Origin of the sequence: Streptosporangium sp. NPDC051022, assembly GCF_040683035.1 — a bacterium.
Classification (GTDB): domain Bacteria; phylum Actinomycetota; class Actinomycetes; order Streptosporangiales; family Streptosporangiaceae; genus Streptosporangium.
The window spans coordinates 123,012-143,174 of the sequence record NZ_JBFBCF010000021.1 but is presented as its reverse complement, the minus strand read 5'-3'; the positions used below and the strand labels follow the sequence as shown (position 1 = coordinate 143,174).

Below are 20,163 nucleotides of genomic sequence, written 5' to 3'. Positions count from 1 at the left end.
CGATAACGTCGATGTCGTCCTGGGAGAACACCTCGCTGTGGCGGGGGGCGACTCCCGCTGCTTATCTGTGGCAGGGCATGGGAGGACGCCGTGAGGTCACTCCACCGTCTGCAGCCGCCGTCGGCCGCTCCAGGGCCGGGTGCGGCGGGCGCGTTCCTCGCCCAGGTCGCCAACGCCGGCACCGCCCGCGCCTACGGCGTCATCGAACTGGTGTCAAGATCAACTATCTACCGCTAATTCCTGCACTGAGACTCCTCGAAGGCCGAGCCGGCCGTCCCGGCGGACGAGATCCCGTGGCGCACCGGCGGCATCGTGGGCGGCCCGGCGGTGCTCCCCGTCCGGTGGTGACGGGCGGCCGCTACCCCTTCGACGCCGACCGCGCGGGCCGCTTCCGCAGGACGTCGGAGACCGTGCTCGCGGACGCCGCGTGATGCCGGACGGTGATGTGGGGTGACAGTGCCGCCAGGAAGTCGCGTGCGTCGAAGAGCTCGCCCGCCGAGGCGACGCCGGTCGCCCGGGTGCGGCCGGTGAGGATCCGGTGGACGGCCTCGACGGCCAGCGGCGCGCTGACGGCGTAGATGTCGCGCCCGGACGCCGTGGCGCGGCGCTGCTCGGCGCCCGAGACAACGACGACGTCGACGACGAACGACTGCTCGGACCGTCCGTCCTCGTCGGCGGCGACGGGCGCGGGCGTGTCGGGGGACGCCAGGTCCCTCGCCGCCTGGACGGTCATGTAGGTGCGCACCTCGGGCACGCGCAGGTGGCTCGGGATGGTCACGACGTCGGCCATCGTGAACTCGGCGAGGACGTCGCGGGCGCCGGTCGGCTCGGGGAAGTTCCACGTCCGGGTCGGCAGCTCGTCGTCGTGGTAGCGCAGGGCGCCCGCAGCGAAGCGGACGCGCCGTCCGTTCCGGCGGCTGTGGGAGACCGCGCCCGCCGCGCGGGTCCCGGCCGTCGGGTGCCAGCCGTCGAGGCCGTAGGCGACGTGGATCTCGTCCGCCTCGGTCCAGTCGCCCATGGCGGCGGTGGCCAGCAGGTCGCCGAGGCCGCCGTAGAAGGCCATGGCGGGGACGACCACGGTTCCGGCGGCGCGGGCGCGGGCGGCGAAGTGGTCGAAGGTGTCGCGGTTGGCCTCGATCTCGGCCGCGACGTCCACGTAGGGGATCCCGGCGCGCAGGGCGGCCTCGATCAGGGGCGCGGCCGTGGCGGCGAACGGCCCGGCGGTGTTGATCACGGCGTCCGCGCTGGCCAGCGCCCGGTCGAGCGCCGCCGGATCGTCGGCCGGAGCGGGCCGGGCGTCCGGCCCGGGGAACCGCGCCGCGAGGTCGTCCAGCTTGGCGGCGTCGCGGCCGGCCAGGACGGGGACGAACCCGCGCTCCAGCAGCTCCGCCACCACGAAGCGGCCCGTGTGCCCGTACGCCCCGTAGACCGCGACCGTCCGGCTGTTTCCCAGAGTTTCGTTCACGCCTTCATGGTCGCGATCAGCGCGGTCCCCGCGCGAGTGTCCGAAACGACAAGATGCGTACACTTCCGGACATGACCTCTGGCACGCACACGGTCGCAGTGGCCGTCGCGAACGGAATTCTGCACTTCGAACTGTCGTTGGCGTACGAGCTGTTCAGCTCCCCGCCGCTCACCGACGGCCCCTGGTACGAGCCGGTGATCTGCGGCGCGGGGCCGGTGCGGGCCGACGGGCGCTTCCTGCTCGACCCCGACGACGGCCTCGACCGGCTGCCGCTCGCCGACACCGTCATCGTGCCGGGATGGGCCGAGGTGGACGCCGATCCCCCGGCCGACCTCGTCGCCGCCGTCCGCGCGGCCCACGAGGCCGGGGCGCGCGTGGCGTCGCTGTGCACGGGCGCGTTCGTGCTCGCCGCGGCGGGCCTGCTGGACGGCCTGCGTGCGACGACGCACTGGGCGCACACCGAGGCGCTGGCCGCCCGCTATCCGGACGTCGAGGTCGATCCGGACGTCCTGTACGTCGACAACGGCAGCGTCCTCACCTCGGCGGGCAAGGCCGCCGCCCTCGACCTGTGCCTGCACCTGGTCCGTCGCGACCACGGCTCGGCCGTCGCGAACGCGGCGGCGCGCAGGCTCGTCGTGGCGCCGCACCGGCCGGGCGGGCAGGCCCAGTTCGTCGCGGCCCCGGTGCCCGAACACGGCGACCACCCGCTGAGCGACCTGCTCGGCTGGGTCACCGAGCGGCTCGGCGAGCCGCTGACGGTCGAGGACCTGGCGCGGCGCACCAACATGAGCTCCCGCCACCTGGGCCGGCGCTTCAGGGCGATGACGGGCACGACGCCGCTGCAGTGGCTGCTGACCCAGCGCATCCGCCGCGCGCAGGAGCTTCTGGAGACGACCGACGACGGTGTGGACGCCATCGCGGCGGCGACCGGCATGGGCACCGCCGCGACGCTCCGGCGGCACTTCAACCGGACGGTCGGCGTCCCGCCGGACGCCTACCGCCGCACCTTCCGCGCCGGCCGGACGTCCCCGGTGGCCTGACCACGCGTGGCCTGCGACCGGCTCAGGCGTAGGGGCGCAGCGCCAGCAGCAGGTCGTCGGGGATCGCGGCGGGCGTGAGCCCCGACGGCGTGCGGGCCATGCAGGCGATGGTCTGCCTGCCCCGCGCCGCCAGATGCCGGACAGGTTGTCTGGGGTTGTCAGGCACGTTGGTCACTTGTGGAACCCCCTTCTCTTGACAACGATCTCCCTCAGGGTCCGGTCGTACGCGTCGTTCGTCAGCGTCGCCGCAGTCACGTTGGCCTCCGGCAGTCATCGGGTTCCATGCCGTGGGTCAGCGTAGGAGGCCATCGGCAACTCGAGTTCGCCCGCCGCCGCTTCGCCGCCTGACGGCTCGTATCAAGCAGGCAGGACGAGGGACGGTCTTTCGAGCAGGCTTCTCAGCCCTGCGGGCTCAGGCCCGCCACGGCCAGCCGGAACAGCCGGTCCGCGCGGGCCGCCGGGTCAGGGTGGTGCTCCGTCGCGAGGACGACGCCGACGATCAGCGCGATCAGGTCGGCGACGGTGACGCCTTCCGCCACCGCCCCGTCCTGCATGGCGCGCTGCAGCAGGGGGTTCCCCGCCTCTGTCATCATCGCCGAGCAGGTGTTCTCGTGTACGGGGTCGGGCTCGGCCCCGTCGTAGGCCAGTGCCGCCGCCAGCCCCCGGGCCGCGACGCAGTAGGCGACGACGTCACTGAGCCATTCCAGGAGCGCGTCACGGCTGTCGCCCTTGCCTGTTAGCTCGCGGGCGCGGGTGGCCAGGGCCTCGATGCGTTGATGGGAGACCGCCTCCAGCAGCGCCCGGCGGGTCGGGAAGTGGCGGCGCACGGTGGCCGAGCCGACCCCCGCGATGCGCGCGATCTGTTCCAGGGAGGCGCCGGCCCCGTACGCGGCGACCTCCTCCTCGGCCACGGCGAGGATGCGCGCGTAGTTGCGCCGGGCGTCCGCGCGCTGGCGGTCGGGCATGGGCGTCATCTCCAGGGTTGCTAAATGGCGGGACCCGCCATATCGTATCGCACAGAAAACGGCGGCCCCCGCCGTTTATAGCCCTGAGGAGCACCATGCCTGCAGATTCCGCACCCGTCCTGGTCACCGGCGCCACCGGCAGGCAGGGCGGCGCCACCGCCCGAGCCCTGCTCGCTGCAGGCGTTCCCGTACGCGCTCTGGTGCGTTACCCCGACACCGAGCGAGCCAAGGCCGTCGAGGCACTAGGCGCCGATCTGGTCACCGGTGATCTCCACGATCGCGATTCGGTGGTGCGGGCCGCCAAGGGTGTCCGCGCCGTCTTCTCTGTTCAGATGCCCGCCCTGGCCGCCGAAGGTTTCGATTTCGACGGAGAGGTAGCCCAGGCCGTCAACCTCATCGAGGGCGCGCAGGCTGCGGGAGTGCCGCAGTTCGTACACACGTCCACCAGTGGCGCCGGTCAGCACACCGAGGCTCCTGGCTGGATCACAGGCCGCTGGGGCTCCTTGGACGCCAGCCTGGGAGCCAAGAGCACGATCCAGGACCGGGTTCGCGCGGCTGGCTTCTCCCACTGGACGATCCTCAAGCCGGGCTTCTTCATGGAGAACTTCCTGCCGTCCATGGCTTTCCTGTTCCCGCGGGGCGTTGAAGGCGGTCTGGTGAGCGTCGTGAAGCCGGACACCCGGCTGTCCCTCGCCGCGGTGGACGACATCGGTAGGGCAGCCGCCGCAGCCGTCGCCGAGCCGGAGCGGTTCCACGGGGTCGAGCTGGAGCTGGCGAGTGACTACCTGTCAATGACGGAGATCGCCGGGGTTCTCTCCCGCGCGCTGGGCACGCACCTGTCCGCGCCGGACATGACCGAGCAGCAGGCACTCGCCGCCGGAATGCCGGCGATGGGCGCCTCACACGAGTGGATGAACATAGCCGGCCAGCCGGCCCGCCCGCAGTACGCCAGGGACCTCGGCCTTTCGCTCACCAGCTTCGAGGAATGGGCTCGGCAGCACCTGCGGCCCGCGGCTTGATACAGAGGGGCGGCCGGCTGCGATGGTCATCCCAGACCTGGTCCTCATCTCTGCCCGGGCCATCGTCTTGCTGATCTCAGCCTCCTCTGTGTCAAGATGGCCCGCTACGCCTGACTGCTGCGCACCTACCAGCCTTACGTGCCTGACACGCCTTTAAGCAGCTGACCAGCTATTTCGCTTGACAACCCAAGATAACCACTGAACCGGCGGACAGCGGTTATCGCTGAGAACGATCACGGTGGGTGGTTGTCTCAGTGTTTCATAGACGACTGCCTATGAAACACCGCCCGCGAGAGGCCGTGTCCAGGGCGTTTCCTGTTTCATAGGTCGGTGCAAACGACGGGACGGTTGAAACGTACCCATGAAACACTTCCGGGGTGAACGACGACGACTTCTAGCTCGTGGAAGCCTCCGACTGCCCCATGTCCTCCTGCGCCGCCCCCGCCGGCTCACCGTGCCGGACCGCCAAGGGCAAGGTCGCCGTCCAGTACCACACCGCCCGCTTCCGGCTGGTACCCCACCTGACCAAGGCGCTGGGCGTGCCCGTCCCGGGGGTGCGCAGGCCTGGAACCGCCTGGGTCGAGCTGCCGCGCCCCGCGGCCGCGCACGCCGAGCCCGCCGGGCATGTGCGGATCGGCTACGCCCGCGCCTCCACCGTCCGCCAGTCACTGCACGCCCAGACCGACTCGCTGAAGGCCGCCGGTGTCACTCGCGTGTTCGCTGAGAAGGTCTCCACTCGCGCCGCGGTGCGCCCCGAACTCGAGGGCGCCGTCGCCCTGGCGCGGGAGATGCGAGCCTCCGGGGTGGCGGTGACCCTGGTGGTGCACGAGCATAAACGGCTGGGCCGCGGCATCGAGCTGGCCGCGCCGGCCGAGCAGCTGAAAGCATCCGGGATCGGCCTGGAGTTCCTCACCGGCGAGCTGCAAGGCTCCCACACCCCCTCCGGAATCGTGTTCACAGTGCTGGCGGCGCTGTCGGGAATGGAGCGCGAGTACATCCGCGACCGGACTTTGGAGGGCCAGGAGTCGGCGCGCGCCCGCGGCAAGAGCATCGGCGGCGCGGCCGTCACCGACCCCGCCATGCTGTCGATGGCGCTGCACCTGCGCGGCCAGGCGATGAGCCTGCGCGACATCGCCGCCCACCTCGTCATCACCACCGGCAAGAAGAAAGGCCGACACCCGTCGGCGGCGACCGTCTTGCGCATGCTCCGCGAGCACGACGACGCCGCGGCACCGGTTAAGGGCTGACAAGTCTGTACCGACCGTAACTGCGATCACTCACAGCTACTTTGCGGCTGGTAACACGGACCCGAGTGGAGGGCCACATGACGCGCGGCGGTCACGGTGATGGCCCCTGTCATGCTCCTGGCTGTCACGCGGCTCTGTTCGTTGTCTCGCGCTTCTGCATCCCCCAGTGCCCGTTCCTCCTCGGCACTCATGTCAGCCATGGCGTCTCGAGGGGTACGGGCGAAGTTTGAGCCCCCTGCCCCGGGTTTGAGCAGGCGACCACAAGCACACCTGCCAGTCCCCACAAGAGAATGCGCACGGTTAGGGATGCCGGACCCGCCCTAGACATGGAGCCCCCGTTGCCGATTGTCTTTCTGCCTTTATGAAGTCGAGCCGTCCCTTCTGTGGAAAGTCGGCCCGCTCACTGTCGCAGGAAGAAACCATGCACCGCGAGGCTTGTAAGTCCTGGCTCAACCGTGCGGCTCAGCGCTTTGTGTGACCGCTCGGCGGCAGGTTCTGACAGGGATGCCGACGCATATCGAGGGAGCGCATGCACAGGATTCACTTCACCACCGCCGACCTGGCGCGGGTACGGGTGGCGCCGACGTTGGGCCCCATGGCCGAGACCCTGTTCAGCCTGACCGTGCTGCGTGGGCGGCCGGAGGAGGCGACGTTCGGCGCGTGGCGGCGTCGCGCGCGGGCCGGGCTTGATTCCAGGTACGCGCTCCTGAGTGCCCTCCTGCCTGGGCGAGGACCCAGCTTCGACCTGGTCAACCTCGCCGGCCCTGGACGCGACTTCGCCGAAAGCGCGGAGAACTTCCTGGTCAGGAGCCGGTCCGCGGTCCGAGCGGAGCTCGACTACTACGCCGACCATCACGGCCGGGCGCCGGCGGTGCTGGCCGGGCTCGTGGACAGTCTCGACGCGCGGCGGGAGGCGCTGTCGCGAGTGGAGGCCTACCATCAGGCCGCTGTCGCACCGCACTGGAAACGCATCCACGCGCACCTCGCCGCCGAGCGCGCCCAGCGCGGCACGATTCTGCTCGACCAGGGTGTCGACGGCCTGCTGTCCACCCTGCATCCGGACATCCGGTGGGCGCCGCCGACCCTCTACATCCGCAACGGCGATGAGACCCCCGCCGAGTTGACCCTCGACGGGCGGGGGCTGCTGCTGGTGTCGTCGTTCTTCCTGCGAAGTCCCACCGTGATGTTCGACCCGAGGAGCCTTACCAGCGGCCGCCTGTTCTACCCGGCCACGCTCGGCGCCGACCAGGCCGCGGACGTCTGGACGACCGGCACGTCGACGAGCGCGCTGGCCAACCTCCTCGGCCGGACTCGCGCGGCGATCCTGACCGCCATCGCCGACGGCGTGGCCACCACCGGCTCCCTGGCCCACCGGCTGGGCATCTCATCGGCGGCGGTCAGCCAGCACACCGGGGTTCTGCGCGAGGCGGGCCTGATCACCACCCGCAGGCACCACAGCAGCGTCCTGCACCACCCCACCCAGACCGGTCTGGCCCTCCTGAGGTCCTCGTAGTGTCGGCCGTAAATCCAACGCAGTTGGGTCTGACCTGCGCATACAGGAAGATGATTCAAGCCTGTACAGCCCGGCTGGCTGTGGAGAAGCCCCAGGTCAGAGCAGCTTCGTTGGATTTTCCGCGATTACTACCGGGACCCCATGACCCCGCGCCCCTGGGGGAGTTTCGCGAGGCACTCGCGCGCAGGCGCGCGTGAGGAACACGGCGGCGGGTTTCGCCAATTTCGCCAGGGTCTCTACGCGGGGGGTATCGGTAAGAACTGGGCCACTCGCCGGACGCGGTCAGTCGAAGACCTCGGTGACCCCGCCCCTGACCCGATGGCCGTTGCTGTCGACGACGAGATACCAATAGTCGTCGTAGGGCACCTGCAACACGACGGGGCTGACGTTGTAGAAGCCGCCGTAGTACTCGTACTCGCCGCCGTCGAGGTAAGCCTGGTAGTCGTCGCTGTCCATGAGACACACCCGGGCGGCCGAGCCGCGCAGTTCCACCTCGAAGCAGGCGCCGCCCGCGCGAGATCCGAGCTCCCAGTACAGATACTCCGCATTGTGTGAGGTTCGTGAGGCGAGGGACGAGGCCTTCCAGCCGATGGCCGCCCCGCCATCCTTTCCGCTGAGCCCGCCTCGGCTTCCCGCCCGCCGACGACGACGTTATCCGCTGAGAACCACGGCAATCTCAGTGGATAACGTCAGTTATCCACTGACTAAGCACTGGCCAGCGCACAGTTGCGCGGGCCCTGCACACCTTCTCTCTCGATTCGCGGGGCAAGCGCGGTCGCCTCGCTCAGGGACAGATTTGCCGATAGGGCTGGCCGGGGACGTACTGCTGCCATTCCTGCGGGGTGAGGGAGCGTCCCGCGATGGCGCAGACCGCTGAGAACGGATCAGAGGGCATGCCTATCTTCCACGTCAGGACGCTTCCGCTCTGCCCAGCAGTAGCCAGGGTGGTGCCGTCGGGACTGAAGGCCAGCGCAATGACGGGATCGGTGTGGCCGGTCAGCGGGGTGCCGATCGGGCGGCGGGTGGTGGTGTCCCACAGCCGGACGGTCTTGTCCTCTCCGGCAGTGGCCAAAGTTCTGCCGTCGGGGCTGAAGGCCACCGTCTTCACCGAGTCCGTATGACCGACGAGTGGAGCGTCGATCGGATGGTGGGTGGTGGTGTCCCACAGCAGGGCGATTCCCTCATCTCCGCCAGAGGCCAGCAGCGTACCGTCAGGACTGAAAACAACCTTCCTGACGCTACCGACATGGCCGGTGAGCGGGGCGCCGGTGGGCCGCTGGGTGGTGGTGTCCCATAGCCGGATGCTCTTGTTCTCTCCAGCGATGGCCAGGATGCTGCCGTCCGGGCTGAAGGCCAGTGCGGTGATCGGGCCGATATGGCCGGTCAGCGGAGCACCGATCAGGTGACGGGCGGTGACGTCCCACAGCCGGATGATGCCATCATCGCCCGCGGTGGCCAGCATCGCGCCGTCGGGGCTGAAGGCCATCACGTCGACCGGATCGGCGGATTCGACCAGGGGAGTCTCGAGCGGACGATGAGTGGTGGTGTTCCACAGCCGGACGGTCTTGTCCTGTCCAGCGGTGGCCAGGGTGGTGCCATCAGGGCTGAAGGCCAGCGTGGTGACCGGACCGATATGACCGGCCAGCGGAACGTCGGCGGGATCGCGGGTGGTGGTGTCCCACAGTCGGATGCGCTTGTCGTGATCGATGGTGGCCAAAGTGGCGTCGGCCGGGCTGAAAATTGCCGTGGTGAGGGTGGCGGAACGGCCGACGTGCCGGATGCCGGCGGGACGGTGGAGCGTGGTGTCCCACAGCCGGACGTTGCCGTCGCCCCCCGTGGCGGCCAGGGTCGTGCCGTCCGGGCTGAACGCCACCGCAATGACAGCAGAGGTATGCCCGCCCAGAGGAGCACCGACAGGCTGACCGGTGCTGGTGTCCCATAATTGGATAGTGCCGTCGAGCGCGGCGGTGGCAAGTGCTCTGCCATCGGGATTGAAGGCCACCGAGGTGACGGCACCAAGACGGATGGCAAGCGGGGTGGCGGGGGAGCGGCGGGCATGTATCCGCCACAACTGGGCGGCACCGTTGTCTCCGGTAGTGGCCAGCGCTGCGCCGTCTGGGCTGAAGACCACCGCGGTGATGGAACCGGAGGAGCCGACGCGCCAGGTATTGATCGCGCGACGAGAAGCAGCATCCCACAGCCGTACGGTGCCGTCGCCTCCGGCGGTGGCCAAGGTCTTGCCGTCCGGGCTGAACGTCACACTCCCGAAACTTCCGGCGGGGCCGACGCGCCAGGTGCCGATCAGGCGGCGGGTGGCGACGTCCCACAGCCGCATGGTGCCGTCGAGCGCGGCCGTGGCCAGGGTGTCGCCGTCGGGGCTGAAGGCCACCGAGGTGAACGGGTCCGGGCGGCTGGTGCGCAGGGCGCCGATCGAACGGCGGGCAGCGGCATCCCACAGCCGAATGGTGCCGTCGCCTCCGGCGGTGGCCAAGGTGGTGCCGTCAGAGCTGAAGGCCAGTGCATTGATCCAGTCAGTGTGGCCGGCGAGTGGGGTGCCGATCGGCCGGTGGGTGGCAGCGTCCCACAGCCGGACGGTGGTGTCGTGCCCGGCGGTGGCCAGCAGGCGGCCGTCCGGGCTGAAAGCCACCGCAGTGATCGGGCCGATATGGCCGGTCAGGACACCCCGGACCGAGGTGGCCAAGGTGGCGATCGCGTTGTAGCGGGCCCCTGCGCTGGGGGCCAGACGCCAGGAGGTGACGGCCAACAGGCCTGACAGGACGGGATCGGTGGTCGCCAGCCCCTCGCTGTGAAGCGCCACCAGGCGCGCCAGAGCCTGTTTGGCTTGAGCGTCGGCTTGGCGGGCCGCGGTGACGGCCGCCACGGCGGCGCCCGAGGCCACGATGGCCAGCACGGTCAGCGCGGCCACCGCCAGCCGGGCCAGCCGCCTGCGGCGGGCGGCGACGCGTTCGGCGTGCTCGGCCGCCTGCACAGAGGCCTGCAGAAAGGCGTGTTCGGCGACGGTGAGGTCGCCGGGCCGCGCCAGCAGCGGACGGGCCGCGATCAGGCGCGCCCCCTGATACAGGGCGCCGGAATCGCGGTGGTGTTCAGTCCAGACGGCGGCGGCCTCTCCCAGCCGGCGCCGCAGGCGCAGCAGCTCGCGTTCCTGGTCGATCCAGGTTCGCAGCCGCGGCCAGGCGGAGATCAGCGCCTCGTGGGCCAGCTCGACGTGGTGTTCGTGCAGGGTCACCAGGCGGGCGGCGGCGAGCTGTTCCAGCGCCTTGTGCGGGCAGGCGATGTGATCGAAGCCGTCATAGGGAGCCGGGCAGCGGGTGTCGGCCGCCTGCTCGCCTGGGTTGACCAGTCGCAGCAGCACTCGTTTGGTCTGGTCGGCCTCCTCGGGTGACAGCCCGGCGTACAGGCGTTCGGCGGTGGCGGCGATCGCGCCGTGCACCCCGCCGGCCCGCTCGTAGCCTTCCAGGGTGAGCAGGGTGCCGCGGCGGCGCCGCCAGGTCTCCAGCAGGGCGTGCGACATCAGCGGCAGCCCCCCGGGTTCCCCGGCGATGTCGTCGATGATCCTGGCGGTCAGGGTGCGTTCCACGATCAGTCCGGCGGCGGTGGCCGGTTTGACGATCGCCTCCCGCAGCTCGTCCCGGTTCATCTGCCCGACCAGCACGGTCGCCTGCTGCAGGGCCTCGGTCAAGGCGGGGTGTTCGGCGCAGCGGCCGAAGAAGTCGGCCCGCACCGCGAGAACCACCCGCCCGCCGCCGGGCTCGGCCGCCTGTAGTAGAGCGTCGATGAACGCGGCCCGTTCGGCCGCGTCCGAGCACAAGGTGAACACTTCCTCGAACTGGTCGACCACTATCAGCCCGCCCCCAGCATCGGCGGTGAAGGCGGCAAGGGTGTCGGCGTGCTCACGCATCGGATGTGCGCCGGGCGTGAGCACCATGACGGTCTGCATCGGCGCGCCCAGGGCCCCGTGGCGGGCGGCGGGGATCAGGCCGGCGCGCAGCAGCGAGGACTTGCCGCTGCCTGAGGGGCCGAACACCGCGGCGAAGTGCCGCCGCCCCAGCAGCCCGGTCACCTGCTCCAACAGCCGTTGTCGCCCGAAGAACCGGTCGTGGTCGCCGGTGTCGTAGTGCGTCAGCCCCTGGTACGGCGCGGCCTGTCGCTCCTGCCGCCCGGTGGCGGGGACGTCCTGTTCGTCGGTGACCCGCTGCCAGCGCATCCGCCAGTCGGCCACGTCTCCGCCGCAGACGCGTACGTAGGCCTCCACAACCGGCCAGGACGGCAGCTGCTGCCCGGCGGCCGCCCGTGACAGCACGCTGACCGAAAACCCCGCCGGGCCGGCCATCTCCCGGTAGGTGGGGCCACCGGCCTCCTGGCGCAGTTTGCGGAGCTCGAAGGCGAAACGCTGCACCGCTCCCGCGCTCGGGTCCAGGGGGGTTTCGCTGCGACCCATCCAGGTGCCCCTCATTGCTCGACGCCGAAAGACCACCCGCGCCGTCAAATTAACTCAGAGCGGGAAAAGGCGGCAACCGGGGCGCGGCTTCCGCCGGGGGGCCGGGCGGTTTCGGACGCACCCACCGCAGGGCTATGACCTGCACGAATCGGATTGTTTTTGTTGCGTACCGACGCCCGGCCTGCCCAACAACCCCTGCGGCGGCTACCTCTGAGCGAGAACGGAGAAATCGCGCTTTTCGAAACACGAACGGAGGCTTTCGTGCGTATCAATGAATATGGTGGGCCGTTAACGGTTCCCACAGCGGATGAGGAATGCGCCGCAGGAAGCCGGCTGTGATCGAGACGGTGCTCCGTAGCCAGGACCTGCCCGCACTCGACCGGTTCGCCTGGTGGCACGAGATGACCACCCAGTCGCTCGTGCCGACCCTGATGCGCAGCGACCATGAGGCGGAGTTTCCCGCCAGCCTGCGCCTGCTCGAGCTCGGCCCGGCCCGGCTGATGCGGCTGTCCTACCCGCCGCTGCAGTCCCGGCGCACCCCGCCTCTCATCCGCCGCTCCGACCCCGAGGTCTACTCCCTGGGCCTGACCTTACGCGGCACCATGGCGCTGGAGCATCACGGCCGCCAGGCCGTCGCCCCGCCCCAGGACCTGCTGCTGTATGACTCCTCCCACCCCTTTGACGCCCACACCGCCACCCGCGACGGCGTCGGCAACGTCGAATGCATGATCCTGCAGTTCCCCAGGAACCTGCTGCCGCTGCCCGCCCACGACCTCGCCCGGCTCACCGCGACCCACCTGCCCGGTACCCAGGGAATCGGCGCGCTGCTGGCCGAGCACCTGACCGGCCTGGCCCGGCACGCCGCCGCCTACACCCCAGCCGATGCCGCTCGCCTGTCGGCCATCACCCTGGACCTGGTCGCCGCGACCTTCGCTCACCACCTTGAAGCCGAAACCGCACTGCCCCCGGAAACTCACCGCCAAGCACTGCAGATGCGCATCCACGCCTTCATCGACCAGCACCTGGGCGACCCGGATCTGTGCACGGAGACCGTCGCAGCCGCCCACCAGATCTCCACCCGCTACCTGTACCGGCTCTTCCAGGACCAAGGGTTGAGCATAGCCGCCTGGATCCGGCACCGGCGGCTGGAACGCTGCCGCCGCGACCTGACCGACCCCACCATGACCTCCCGGCCGATCCACGCCATCGCCATCCGCTGGGGCTTCATCAACGCCGCCCACTTCAGCCGCCTCTTCCGCTCCGCATACGGCACTTCCCCGGCCGACTATCGCCATCACGCCTGTTCCGGGACACGGCAGGAATCATCAACAAGTGTACGGAAACCGTCAACGACTTCCTAGAAGCTCCACCACATAACAGAAACGAAAAGGCCGACAGCTCGCAAGGAATCAGATGGGAACAGCACAAAGAGGAAGGCTTCGCTCTCGACTCGCGCTTATGGCCGTCACAGCTACAGCAGCCATAAGCGTGGCAGGCAACCCTGCCTCCGCAGACAGCGAGCCAAGCGACAGCGCAAGTCTCAATAATGTCGCATCATGTGTTCAGTTTCTAGGCTGGTCAACCAACAATGACACGGGGGTGCGTTACGTAAAGGTTCACAACAACTGCGGATCCAAAAAGTGCTACCGCCTGGACCAGGGATTCTGGGGTGACCCACTGCTGAGCGTGGCCGCATACGCCACTGAGATAGACGGCTATTCCAGTACTTTCTTCCCTCAAGGGAGTCGCATCTACGACGCTCCATGCCAGTCGGTCTACAGGGGTCAGCGGCTTTTCCTTGAGGAATAACTTCTCGGCGATACCATCGCATCGATAAAGTGTAATTAGTTCATCGGTCGGCTCACTCAGGTAAGCGGGCCGACCGATTTAAACGGCCACCTCGACCAACATCATCGTCCGCGACCTGGCCGTCTTTTTCTACCTCTTAGAGGTCGAGGAGGACCGGTACAGGAATTAGGGGTGCCGGTAAGAAACGCGTCACCAGGCCCAAAATGAGGCATTCGCACAGCTCGGCCAGCCTGAGCCAAAGGGAACAGAACGTGCATTCAGCAGGGTCTACGTATTCGGATACGAAGCTCTGACCAGGCATAACACGCTCGTTTGGGCTTGGTGACGCGTTTCTTACCGGCACCCTACAAGGGCGGTGGGTAGTGCTCGAGCCCAGCCGAGTACGCTGCGCCGAGTCCGGAACGCGAGGACTACCTGCGGACGCAGATCGCGCACCGATTAGGTTTCCGCACCGTGCCCGTCTGTACGTGTGAGATCGACTCACGAGAGGCTGGCACGATGCGGAAACTGATCTTCGGCATGAACCTGAGCCTGGACGGCTACATCGCCGCGCCCGGCGACGACCTCGGCTGGAGCGTACCGAGCGACGAGCTGTTCCAGTGGTGGTCCGACCGGGTGGGGGCGACCGGCCTGGCGCTGTACGGGCGCAAACTGTGGGAGACGATGAGCCCCCACTGGCCGACCGCCGACCAGCGGCCCGGCGCCACACCGGCGGAGATCGAGTACGCCCGCCGCTGGCGGGACATGCCGAAGGTGGTGTTCTCCTCGACGACCAGCACGGTCGACTGGAACACCCGCCTGGTCACCGGCGACGCGGTCACCGAGATCACCCGGCTCAAGGCCGAGGACGGCGGCCCGATGGACATCGGCGGCGCCACGCTCGCCGGGGCGGCCATGCGGGCCGGGCTGATCGACGAGTACGTGCTGGTCACCCACCCGGTCCTGGTGGGCGGCGGCACGCCGTTCTTTACGGCCCTGGACAACTGGGTGAACCTGAACCTGGTGGAGACGCGGACGTTTCCCGGCGGCGTGGTGCTGACCCGATACGAGACGAGGCGATGAGCACGGGCCAGATGCTCGGCTCGTGAGGCCAGGTCGAAATCCTTCCTGGCGTGCTCACCGTGACCCTCGGCTATGAGGGAACCTTCCCCGGGTCCTTCCTTGCGTTCCGAGTGAGCTGTTGACCGACTTGCTGGAGATGAGGGCGACGGCGTCGTTGATCGTGACGATGTTCTTCGGGTGTGAAGATGCCCCGCCGGCGTTGCCGGCGGGGCGGTGGTGTTCGTGTTGTCGCGTTGGTGTTCAGCTGGTCGGGGTGCTCATTCCGCGATGACTTCGGTGACGGCGGCCCGTGCGCTGGACTCGTCGACGATGGGGCCTTTGTCTGATTACATCGGGGGCAGGCCCAGCCAGGGTTTATCGGTGGCGTCGAATCCGGTGAGCTCGGCGATCTTCCCGTCGACGATGTGCAGGACCGCGATGGTAAATAGCCGGTACTCCGGGTCGTCGGGGGTGCGGAGGTACAGCACGGCGGCAGGCATGCGGTTGACCGTCGTGGCGATGCAGCGCCAGTCGTCGTGGCCGCGCTGGAAGAGCCCACCGGAGACCCAGCCGTCCACCGCGTCCTTGGCCGTGATGACCGAGGTGCCCGGCTCGGGCAGCATCGCGAAGCGCAGGTCGTCGCGCAGCAGGGACATCAGCCCGTCGAGGTCGTTGCGCTCATGGGCGTCGATATACGACTTCACCACGCCGCGCTCGTCATTCGACAGCTCGTGGGTGGCGGGGCTCCGCCAGTCGAGGCGGCGGTCGGGCAGCTGCTCGCGCATCGTCACACGGGCCCGCTGCAGTGCGCTGGTCACCGATGCGACGGTCAGCTCGAGGGCGTCGGCGGCCTTCGACGCCGGCCAGCCGAGGACGTCGCGCAGGATGAACACCGCCCGCTGCCGCGGCGGCAGGTGCTGGACGGCGACGATGAACGCCAGCTCGATCGTCTCCCGCGCCACCACCGATTCCTGCGGGTCCTCGGGGAGCATCCGGTCGGGGTAGGGCTGCAGGTACAGCACCTCGGAGCCGTGGTCCGGCAGCTCGGACGGTACGGGTGTGCGGTCGTTGCGCTTCTCCAGGAAGTCGAGGCAGGCGTTCGTCGCGATTCGGTACAGCCAGGTCCGCAGGGCCGCGTGGCCCTTGAATGACTCCCGCTTGTTCCACGCTCGCAGGAACGTCTCCTGCGTCAGGTCCTGGGCATCCTCGTAGTTCGCGAGCATCCGGTAGCAGTGCACCTGCAACTCACGCCGGTGGCGCTCCGTGATGAGTGCGAACCGCGCCGTGTCGCCTGAGCGGACCGCCGCGAGGAACGTGGCCTCGTCGGCGCCCAGCGGTCTGGTGACGGTCATGGTCATCGATCCTTCCATCGGTGCGAGGGCTAACAGAACTGACGACGTGGCGGAGGATTTCTGATCGGTGAAGCCGCTGACACCGGGCCGTTCGCCAGGCCGGATGGGTCGGCGTCGATCCAGGGAACGTGTTCCGGGTCGGGCACACCCTCGATGTCGAGGTGGGGCCAGCACGGCTAAGCGTTGTTTCTCGGCGCCTGCTACTTAGGGTCCGCATCGGCGCGCCTCCGACCGCGACGCCAAACCAGACGCCGCCTCGGCGAGGTCAGTCACCCGCGCGGCCTCGCCGAGGTCGGACAGGACGCCTGACCGACGGTTCAGACCGGCGGTGGCGCGGTCACAGCGTCGCGCTGAGCTTGAAGTTGCTTCATGTCGGTGGCATCCGACCGGCGGAGAACAAAGATCTTCGCCAGCGCGATGAGGCTGGGGCCGGTGAGGAGCGCTGCCAGCCACAGCTGTCCGTTGACGCCGACGACATCCGCACCGCCCGGATGCTCGGCCAGCTCCTCGGCCGCCGCACCTGCGGGCCGATCTTCTTGTCCGCTCGCATCGCCCCTGACGACGGCACCGCGCCCGTACGTGACGTCGACCCGGCCAGCCGCCGCCGACGCATGACCTACCGCACCGCCGAACGCCACCTCGGCGGCCGCCACCGACGGCTGGAATCTGCACGACCTGCGCCATTCCCGACTCACCCACGCCGGCGAGGACGGCGCCACCGAAGCCGACCTGATGAACCTCTCCGGCCACGAAGACCGCCGCACCCTGCAGCGCTACCTCAAGCCCAGCAAAGAAGGCACCCAGCGCCGACTTGACGGCATCGAGGCCCAGCGCGGTACCTGGACACCCGGCGCCGACGAACTCGCAGACCGCATGACCCCCCGGTGATCGTGCCGCCTGCCCGGTCGGATCATCGCTGGTCAGCGCCATATCCGCCCGATTTTCGGCGAGTACTACGGGGACCCCGGTATGGGCCGCATCCAGTGGCCGCCGATCGTGAACCAGGCCCGCCGGATCGTCGAGGGCTACGGCGGGGGCGTGCCTCTGCGCCAGGTCCGCTACCGCCCGGTGGCCGCCGGCGCCCTGCCGGGCGCCGCGGAGGTAGCGGCACAGTCTCTGCGCCGCAGGCCGGCAGAAGGTAACAGCACCCCAACTATTACGATAGGCAATCATCTGATTACTGTTGGTAATGTTCCGGGTGGTGACCCTCCTACCTCAGAAAGGACACCACCCCCATGCGTTTCTCCGGCCACCTCTTCACCATCACCCTCGCCGCCGTCTCGGCGGCCGGCGCCTTGGCCGTCGCGGCCCCCGCCCAGGCCGACGCCACCCCCACCTACACCTGTGACGTGGCCGTGCCCGGCCGCGTCGTGCTGGGTCACGGCAATTGCGTCGCCTCCAACGGCGCCGTCGCCCAAGGCGAGTTCCAGGGCGAGTCCCTGCTGATCACCCGCCAGGAGCCACGGTTGAAGTTCCAGTGCCGGGACGGGGGCCGCGCGCAGCTACCGGACGGCGTTGTCGCGCTCGGCTGCCAGCGGATTCCGTAAGACGGCATCCGTTCCGCGCGGGCCAGGCGCACCGCCCCACCCGCGCGGAACACACTCCCCAGGGGGCAGACCAAGTAAGCCGGAAAGGGGCACTGGCCGGTGCAGTGGGAGGTCCAGGCGCTGGAGTCGGCCGTCTAGCTGTTTCGCCGTGTCGTTCAGCGCCTCGACGGTGCCTTTCAGATACACCTGAGGTGCGTCGCCCAGTTCAGACGGGCAACCTCGACCAAGGGAGACCACCTTGAAGACACCCCGACGAGTACTCGCCGCCGGCCTGGGCGCCCTGGCGGTCAGCGGGACGATGCTGGCCGCCGGCCCCGCCACGCCGGCGGCGGCCGCGGGCAACGCCCCGTTGTTCAGGGCGAAGCTGATGGTCAACCACAGCGGCAAGTGCCTGGACGTCCCGGGCGCGAGCCAGGCTGCCGCACAGCCCGTCCAGCAGTGGCATTGCTATGACGCGCCCGACAACCAGACGTGGAACTTCGTCGCCGCATACAACAGCGACCTCGCGAACGGGTTCCTCGCCGACAACTACTACACCATCCGCGCCCAGCACAGCGGCAAGTGCCTGGAGGTCCAGGGCGGGGCCACTACCGACCAGGCGTCGGTCATCCAGCAGACCTGCGACGCCGGTTACCACACGACCCAACAGCAATGGCGGCTCGTCCAGCGGCCCAACGGTTACTTCAGCCTGATCGCCCGCCACAGCGGCAAGTGCTTGACGGTCCCGCAAGGGAGCCTCGCCGACGGGGTCCTCGTGGTCCAGCAGGATTGCTCCAACGACCTGCCCTACCAGGAATGGAAGCTCATCTGAGCCCACCTGTCACAACCGGACGCCACACGTGGACGCAGCCGTCCCGGCATAGAACCGGCGACGGGCCCTCACACGGCGGCTAACTACTGGGCGGACGGACCGTGACCTCCTCGCGCGCACGCGCGTAAGGGGGTGAAAAAACTGAAAAAATTCTGGTCAGCAGGCCTCGCGCACACGCGCGTAGGGCCCTGCGGAAACTGCGGAAAGTCCGTTCGCGTAGGTCCCTGTGCGCGTGCGTAGGGGTGTCTGGAAGTCCAGGAAAGACGGCTACGACTCCTGCGCGGGGAAGTGCCGCTCCAGGACCCGGACCCACTTGGGCATCGTCACGAAGCCCCCGCCGACGGCCTGCCGGGCGGCCTGGAACTCGGCCGGTTCGGCGAGCGCAGCGACGAACGGAGTGACGCACTGGCCGGCGGGCACTGTCGCGCTCCTGTCTCCGTGCGCACATCGATGGCGTTGCTCAGCGCGGGAGATCAGACTGGGGAACATGAGTTCCGCAGGCAGCCAGTACGCCTTCGTGATCCAGACCCGTGACAACCGCGACCGGTCCTGGTCATGGGTCACAACGTATGGGAACGCGGGCGACATGGACGTGGACCGCGGAGTGGAGGACGACGCCCCGGGAACTCCCCGGGCGTTCGGCCGGGCGCGCTTCGACACCTACCTGGATTACCTGGTTGCTGCCTGCCCCGAGACGGTCGACTACTTCCTGTTCGAGGACCAGGACGACACCGAGTGGCGAGTCCTGGTGTGGGATGTTCCCGCCACCGGATACGACCTCAGGAGCCCCGTCCCTCCACACGGCGACCGCACGCGTCTCGGGTATGCGCTTGCCCTGGCCATCGAAGGAGGAGAACCTCACGCCACCAGCACCTGGTCCGGCGTCGTGGTCCGAAAACGGCTGCAGGCAAAACGGGACGCGCAGGAGGCCGGTAATCCAAGCGGGAAGCCCACCGACGATTCGTCGGGATGAACCTGGCCGAGCTGAGGCGCGCCCGCACGTAGATGCCTCCTGAAACTCCCGAAAACGCCGCTGTGCCACACGCCACGAACGTGCACCTGGCCGTCGTCGACCGGCGCGGCCCGACGTCGAGCAGACTGTCGTGCTCGGTGCTTGTGCACCGGCCAGGGAGCGCCGCATCCTTGAGAAGTTCCCCGTGTCAGCACGACTGCGGTCAAGGAGCGTTTCCGACTCCCGGCCTCGCGCGCACGCGCACGTAAGGCGGCCCCGAAACGCTCAAAACCCGCTCCAACCCCCTTCAGCCCGGCGGGTGGCAGCCGAGGTGGTCAGGGTTCGTACCGGTCTTCGACTTCGGCCTCGGGCTCGTCTTCGAGCTCCGTCTCGAACTCCTCCGCCTCCGGCGCGCCAGACCCGTGCGTGGCGGCGGCCGCGGCGCGTTGCGCGGCCCGCCGCTGCCGGCGCCGGCGGCTTTCCAGGGTGGGTACCTTGTTCTCGCGCAGGATCACCTCGCACACATCTTCCATGCGCATCACCGTGCGCTGGGCGTCGGTGAGCATCTGCTGCAGCCGTACGGCGTCGCGGTCGCCGGGCTCGCTTTCAGCCGGCAGCCGGCGCAGGCTCGCCGCAACGTTCGCTATCGCGGCGCGGGCGTCGGCGAAGGCGTTGAGCTGGGCGCGCCAGTCGGCCGGCAACGGGTTCAACGTCTCGTGGGCGACGCTCAAGGCGACGTCGCTGACGTAGGCGCCGACGCTCAGCGTGCGGCGCTCGGCGGCCAGGGTGAGCGCGGCCGGCTCCAGATCCGACAGGCGCAGCGGGCCGACCCGGTGCGGCCGGATGGGCTGGCCGGTGCGCGGCCGCCGCCTGTTGCGTTGTCCGGCCACCGCGCCCTCCCCGCTCCGTTGTGACACCCCGTTCAAAGTCGATCATGCCCTGC

Annotated in this window: 20 protein-coding genes; 11 read left to right on the top strand and 9 right to left on the bottom strand. The window is 69.1% G+C overall.

Annotation, left to right across the window (positions count from 1 at the left end; translation table 11 throughout):
* Nucleotides 1–90 precede the first annotated feature (90 nt).
* Nucleotides 91–237 carry a hypothetical protein gene (locus tag AB0N02_RS29840; RefSeq protein WP_363953175.1) on the top strand — a complete coding sequence of 49 codons (147 nt, stop codon included), beginning with the start codon at nt 91–93 and terminating at the stop codon, nt 235–237.
* Nucleotides 238–358: 121 nt separating this feature from the next.
* On the opposite strand, the gene AB0N02_RS29835 is transcribed toward AB0N02_RS29840, so the two are convergent.
* A complete protein-coding gene (locus AB0N02_RS29835; protein WP_363953173.1) occupies nt 359–1,465 on the bottom strand; it encodes a saccharopine dehydrogenase NADP-binding domain-containing protein in 1,107 nt (368 codons plus the stop codon).
* Between the two features lie 71 nt (nt 1,466–1,536).
* Here AB0N02_RS29835 and AB0N02_RS29830 point away from each other — a divergent pair, with 71 nt between their 5' ends.
* Nucleotides 1,537–2,505, top strand: a complete 969-nt coding sequence (locus tag AB0N02_RS29830) for a helix-turn-helix domain-containing protein (RefSeq protein WP_363953171.1) — start codon at nt 1,537–1,539, stop codon at nt 2,503–2,505.
* 22 nt (nt 2,506–2,527) lie between these two features.
* On the opposite strand, the gene AB0N02_RS29825 is transcribed toward AB0N02_RS29830, so the two are convergent.
* Together AB0N02_RS29825 and AB0N02_RS29820 are read right to left on the bottom strand one after the other, a co-directional pair.
* Nucleotides 2,528–2,680, bottom strand: a complete 153-nt coding sequence (locus tag AB0N02_RS29825; RefSeq protein ID WP_363953169.1) for a hypothetical protein — start codon at nt 2,678–2,680, stop codon at nt 2,528–2,530.
* A gap of 223 nt (nt 2,681–2,903) precedes the next feature.
* Entirely contained in the window at nt 2,904–3,470 is a 567-nt protein-coding gene (locus AB0N02_RS29820; protein WP_363953167.1) for a TetR/AcrR family transcriptional regulator, read from the bottom strand.
* 95 nt (nt 3,471–3,565) lie between these two features.
* Between AB0N02_RS29820 and AB0N02_RS29815 the strand changes: the two genes are divergently transcribed.
* From AB0N02_RS29815 to AB0N02_RS29805, 3 genes are all read left to right on the top strand, one after another.
* A complete protein-coding gene (locus AB0N02_RS29815; protein WP_363953165.1) occupies nt 3,566–4,489 on the top strand; it encodes an NmrA family NAD(P)-binding protein in 924 nt (307 codons plus the stop codon).
* Nucleotides 4,490–4,890: 401 nt separating this feature from the next.
* Nucleotides 4,891–5,736 (top strand): recombinase family protein, encoded by an 846-nt coding sequence (locus tag AB0N02_RS29810; protein WP_363953163.1) that lies wholly within the window; start codon nt 4,891–4,893, stop codon nt 5,734–5,736.
* A 529-nt stretch (nt 5,737–6,265) separates the two neighbouring features.
* Complete coding sequence (locus tag AB0N02_RS29805) at nt 6,266–7,249, top strand: winged helix-turn-helix domain-containing protein (protein ID WP_363953161.1); 984 nt, start codon at nt 6,266–6,268, stop codon at nt 7,247–7,249.
* Between the two features lie 282 nt (nt 7,250–7,531).
* Here the strand turns inward: AB0N02_RS29805 and AB0N02_RS29800 are convergent, their stop codons facing one another.
* Nucleotides 7,532–7,786, bottom strand: a complete 255-nt coding sequence (locus AB0N02_RS29800; RefSeq protein WP_363953259.1) for a DUF1883 domain-containing protein — start codon at nt 7,784–7,786, stop codon at nt 7,532–7,534.
* A 247-nt stretch (nt 7,787–8,033) separates the two neighbouring features.
* Nucleotides 8,034–11,708 carry a hypothetical protein gene (locus AB0N02_RS29795; RefSeq protein ID WP_363953159.1) on the bottom strand — a complete coding sequence of 1,225 codons (3,675 nt, stop codon included), beginning with the start codon at nt 11,706–11,708 and terminating at the stop codon, nt 8,034–8,036.
* Between the two features lie 335 nt (nt 11,709–12,043).
* On the opposite strand from AB0N02_RS29795, the gene AB0N02_RS29790 reads away from it, so the two are divergent.
* Nucleotides 12,044–13,069, top strand: a complete 1,026-nt coding sequence (locus AB0N02_RS29790; RefSeq protein WP_363953157.1) for a helix-turn-helix domain-containing protein — start codon at nt 12,044–12,046, stop codon at nt 13,067–13,069.
* A gap of 946 nt (nt 13,070–14,015) precedes the next feature.
* A complete protein-coding gene (locus AB0N02_RS29785; protein WP_363953155.1) occupies nt 14,016–14,579 on the top strand; it encodes a dihydrofolate reductase family protein in 564 nt (187 codons plus the stop codon).
* Nucleotides 14,580–14,905: 326 nt separating this feature from the next.
* Here the strand turns inward: AB0N02_RS29785 and AB0N02_RS29780 are convergent, their stop codons facing one another.
* Entirely contained in the window at nt 14,906–15,910 is a 1,005-nt protein-coding gene (locus tag AB0N02_RS29780) for an RNA polymerase subunit sigma-70 (RefSeq protein WP_363953153.1), read from the bottom strand.
* Between the two features lie 317 nt (nt 15,911–16,227).
* Entirely contained in the window at nt 16,228–16,563 is a 336-nt protein-coding gene (locus tag AB0N02_RS29775) for a hypothetical protein (protein WP_363953151.1), read from the bottom strand.
* 79 nt (nt 16,564–16,642) lie between these two features.
* Between AB0N02_RS29775 and AB0N02_RS29770 the strand changes: the two genes are divergently transcribed.
* The 3 genes from AB0N02_RS29770 to AB0N02_RS29760 all read left to right on the top strand — a co-directional run bounded on the left by AB0N02_RS29770 (nt 16,643) and on the right by AB0N02_RS29760 (nt 18,268).
* Nucleotides 16,643–16,798, top strand: a complete 156-nt coding sequence (locus AB0N02_RS29770) for a hypothetical protein (protein WP_363953149.1) — start codon at nt 16,643–16,645, stop codon at nt 16,796–16,798.
* A gap of 347 nt (nt 16,799–17,145) precedes the next feature.
* Nucleotides 17,146–17,457, top strand: coding sequence for a hypothetical protein (locus AB0N02_RS29765; protein ID WP_363953147.1), 312 nt, complete (start codon nt 17,146–17,148; stop codon nt 17,455–17,457).
* A 238-nt stretch (nt 17,458–17,695) separates the two neighbouring features.
* Nucleotides 17,696–18,268 (top strand): RICIN domain-containing protein, encoded by a 573-nt coding sequence (locus AB0N02_RS29760; protein WP_363953145.1) that lies wholly within the window; start codon nt 17,696–17,698, stop codon nt 18,266–18,268.
* Between the two features lie 267 nt (nt 18,269–18,535).
* On the opposite strand, the gene AB0N02_RS29755 is transcribed toward AB0N02_RS29760, so the two are convergent.
* Nucleotides 18,536–18,688: a hypothetical protein gene (locus AB0N02_RS29755; protein ID WP_363953143.1), complete on the bottom strand. Its 153-nt coding sequence runs from the start codon at nt 18,686–18,688 to the stop codon at nt 18,536–18,538.
* 67 nt (nt 18,689–18,755) lie between these two features.
* Between AB0N02_RS29755 and AB0N02_RS29750 the strand changes: the two genes are divergently transcribed.
* The gene (locus AB0N02_RS29750) at nt 18,756–19,241 is read left to right on the top strand and encodes a hypothetical protein (protein WP_363953141.1); all 486 of its coding nucleotides are present in this window, start codon (nt 18,756–18,758) and stop codon (nt 19,239–19,241) included.
* A gap of 314 nt (nt 19,242–19,555) precedes the next feature.
* Here the strand turns inward: AB0N02_RS29750 and AB0N02_RS29745 are convergent, their stop codons facing one another.
* The gene (locus tag AB0N02_RS29745; protein WP_363953139.1) at nt 19,556–20,137 is read right to left on the bottom strand and encodes a hypothetical protein; all 582 of its coding nucleotides are present in this window, start codon (nt 20,135–20,137) and stop codon (nt 19,556–19,558) included.
* Nucleotides 20,138–20,163: the final 26 nt, after the last annotated feature.

What these genes read in the sequence shown, in the direction of transcription:
- AB0N02_RS29750 (WP_363953141.1), top strand. Translation starts at nt 18,756, where the DNA reads ATGAGTTCCGCAGGCAGCCAGTACGCCTTCGTGATCCAGACCCGTGAC.
- AB0N02_RS29805 (WP_363953161.1), top strand. Translation starts at nt 6,266, where the DNA reads ATGCACAGGATTCACTTCACCACCGCCGACCTGGCGCGGGTACGGGTG.
- AB0N02_RS29795 (WP_363953159.1), bottom strand. Translation starts at nt 11,708, where the DNA reads ATGGGTCGCAGCGAAACCCCCCTGGACCCGAGCGCGGGAGCGGTGCAG.
- AB0N02_RS29780 (WP_363953153.1), bottom strand. Translation starts at nt 15,910, where the DNA reads ATGACCGTCACCAGACCGCTGGGCGCCGACGAGGCCACGTTCCTCGCG.
- AB0N02_RS29830 (WP_363953171.1), top strand. Translation starts at nt 1,537, where the DNA reads ATGACCTCTGGCACGCACACGGTCGCAGTGGCCGTCGCGAACGGAATT.
- AB0N02_RS29785 (WP_363953155.1), top strand. Translation starts at nt 14,016, where the DNA reads ATGCGGAAACTGATCTTCGGCATGAACCTGAGCCTGGACGGCTACATC.
- AB0N02_RS29765 (WP_363953147.1), top strand. Translation starts at nt 17,146, where the DNA reads ATGCGTTTCTCCGGCCACCTCTTCACCATCACCCTCGCCGCCGTCTCG.
- AB0N02_RS29820 (WP_363953167.1), bottom strand. Translation starts at nt 3,470, where the DNA reads ATGCCCGACCGCCAGCGCGCGGACGCCCGGCGCAACTACGCGCGCATC.
- AB0N02_RS29815 (WP_363953165.1), top strand. Translation starts at nt 3,566, where the DNA reads ATGCCTGCAGATTCCGCACCCGTCCTGGTCACCGGCGCCACCGGCAGG.
- AB0N02_RS29770 (WP_363953149.1), top strand. Translation starts at nt 16,643, where the DNA reads ATGAACCTCTCCGGCCACGAAGACCGCCGCACCCTGCAGCGCTACCTC.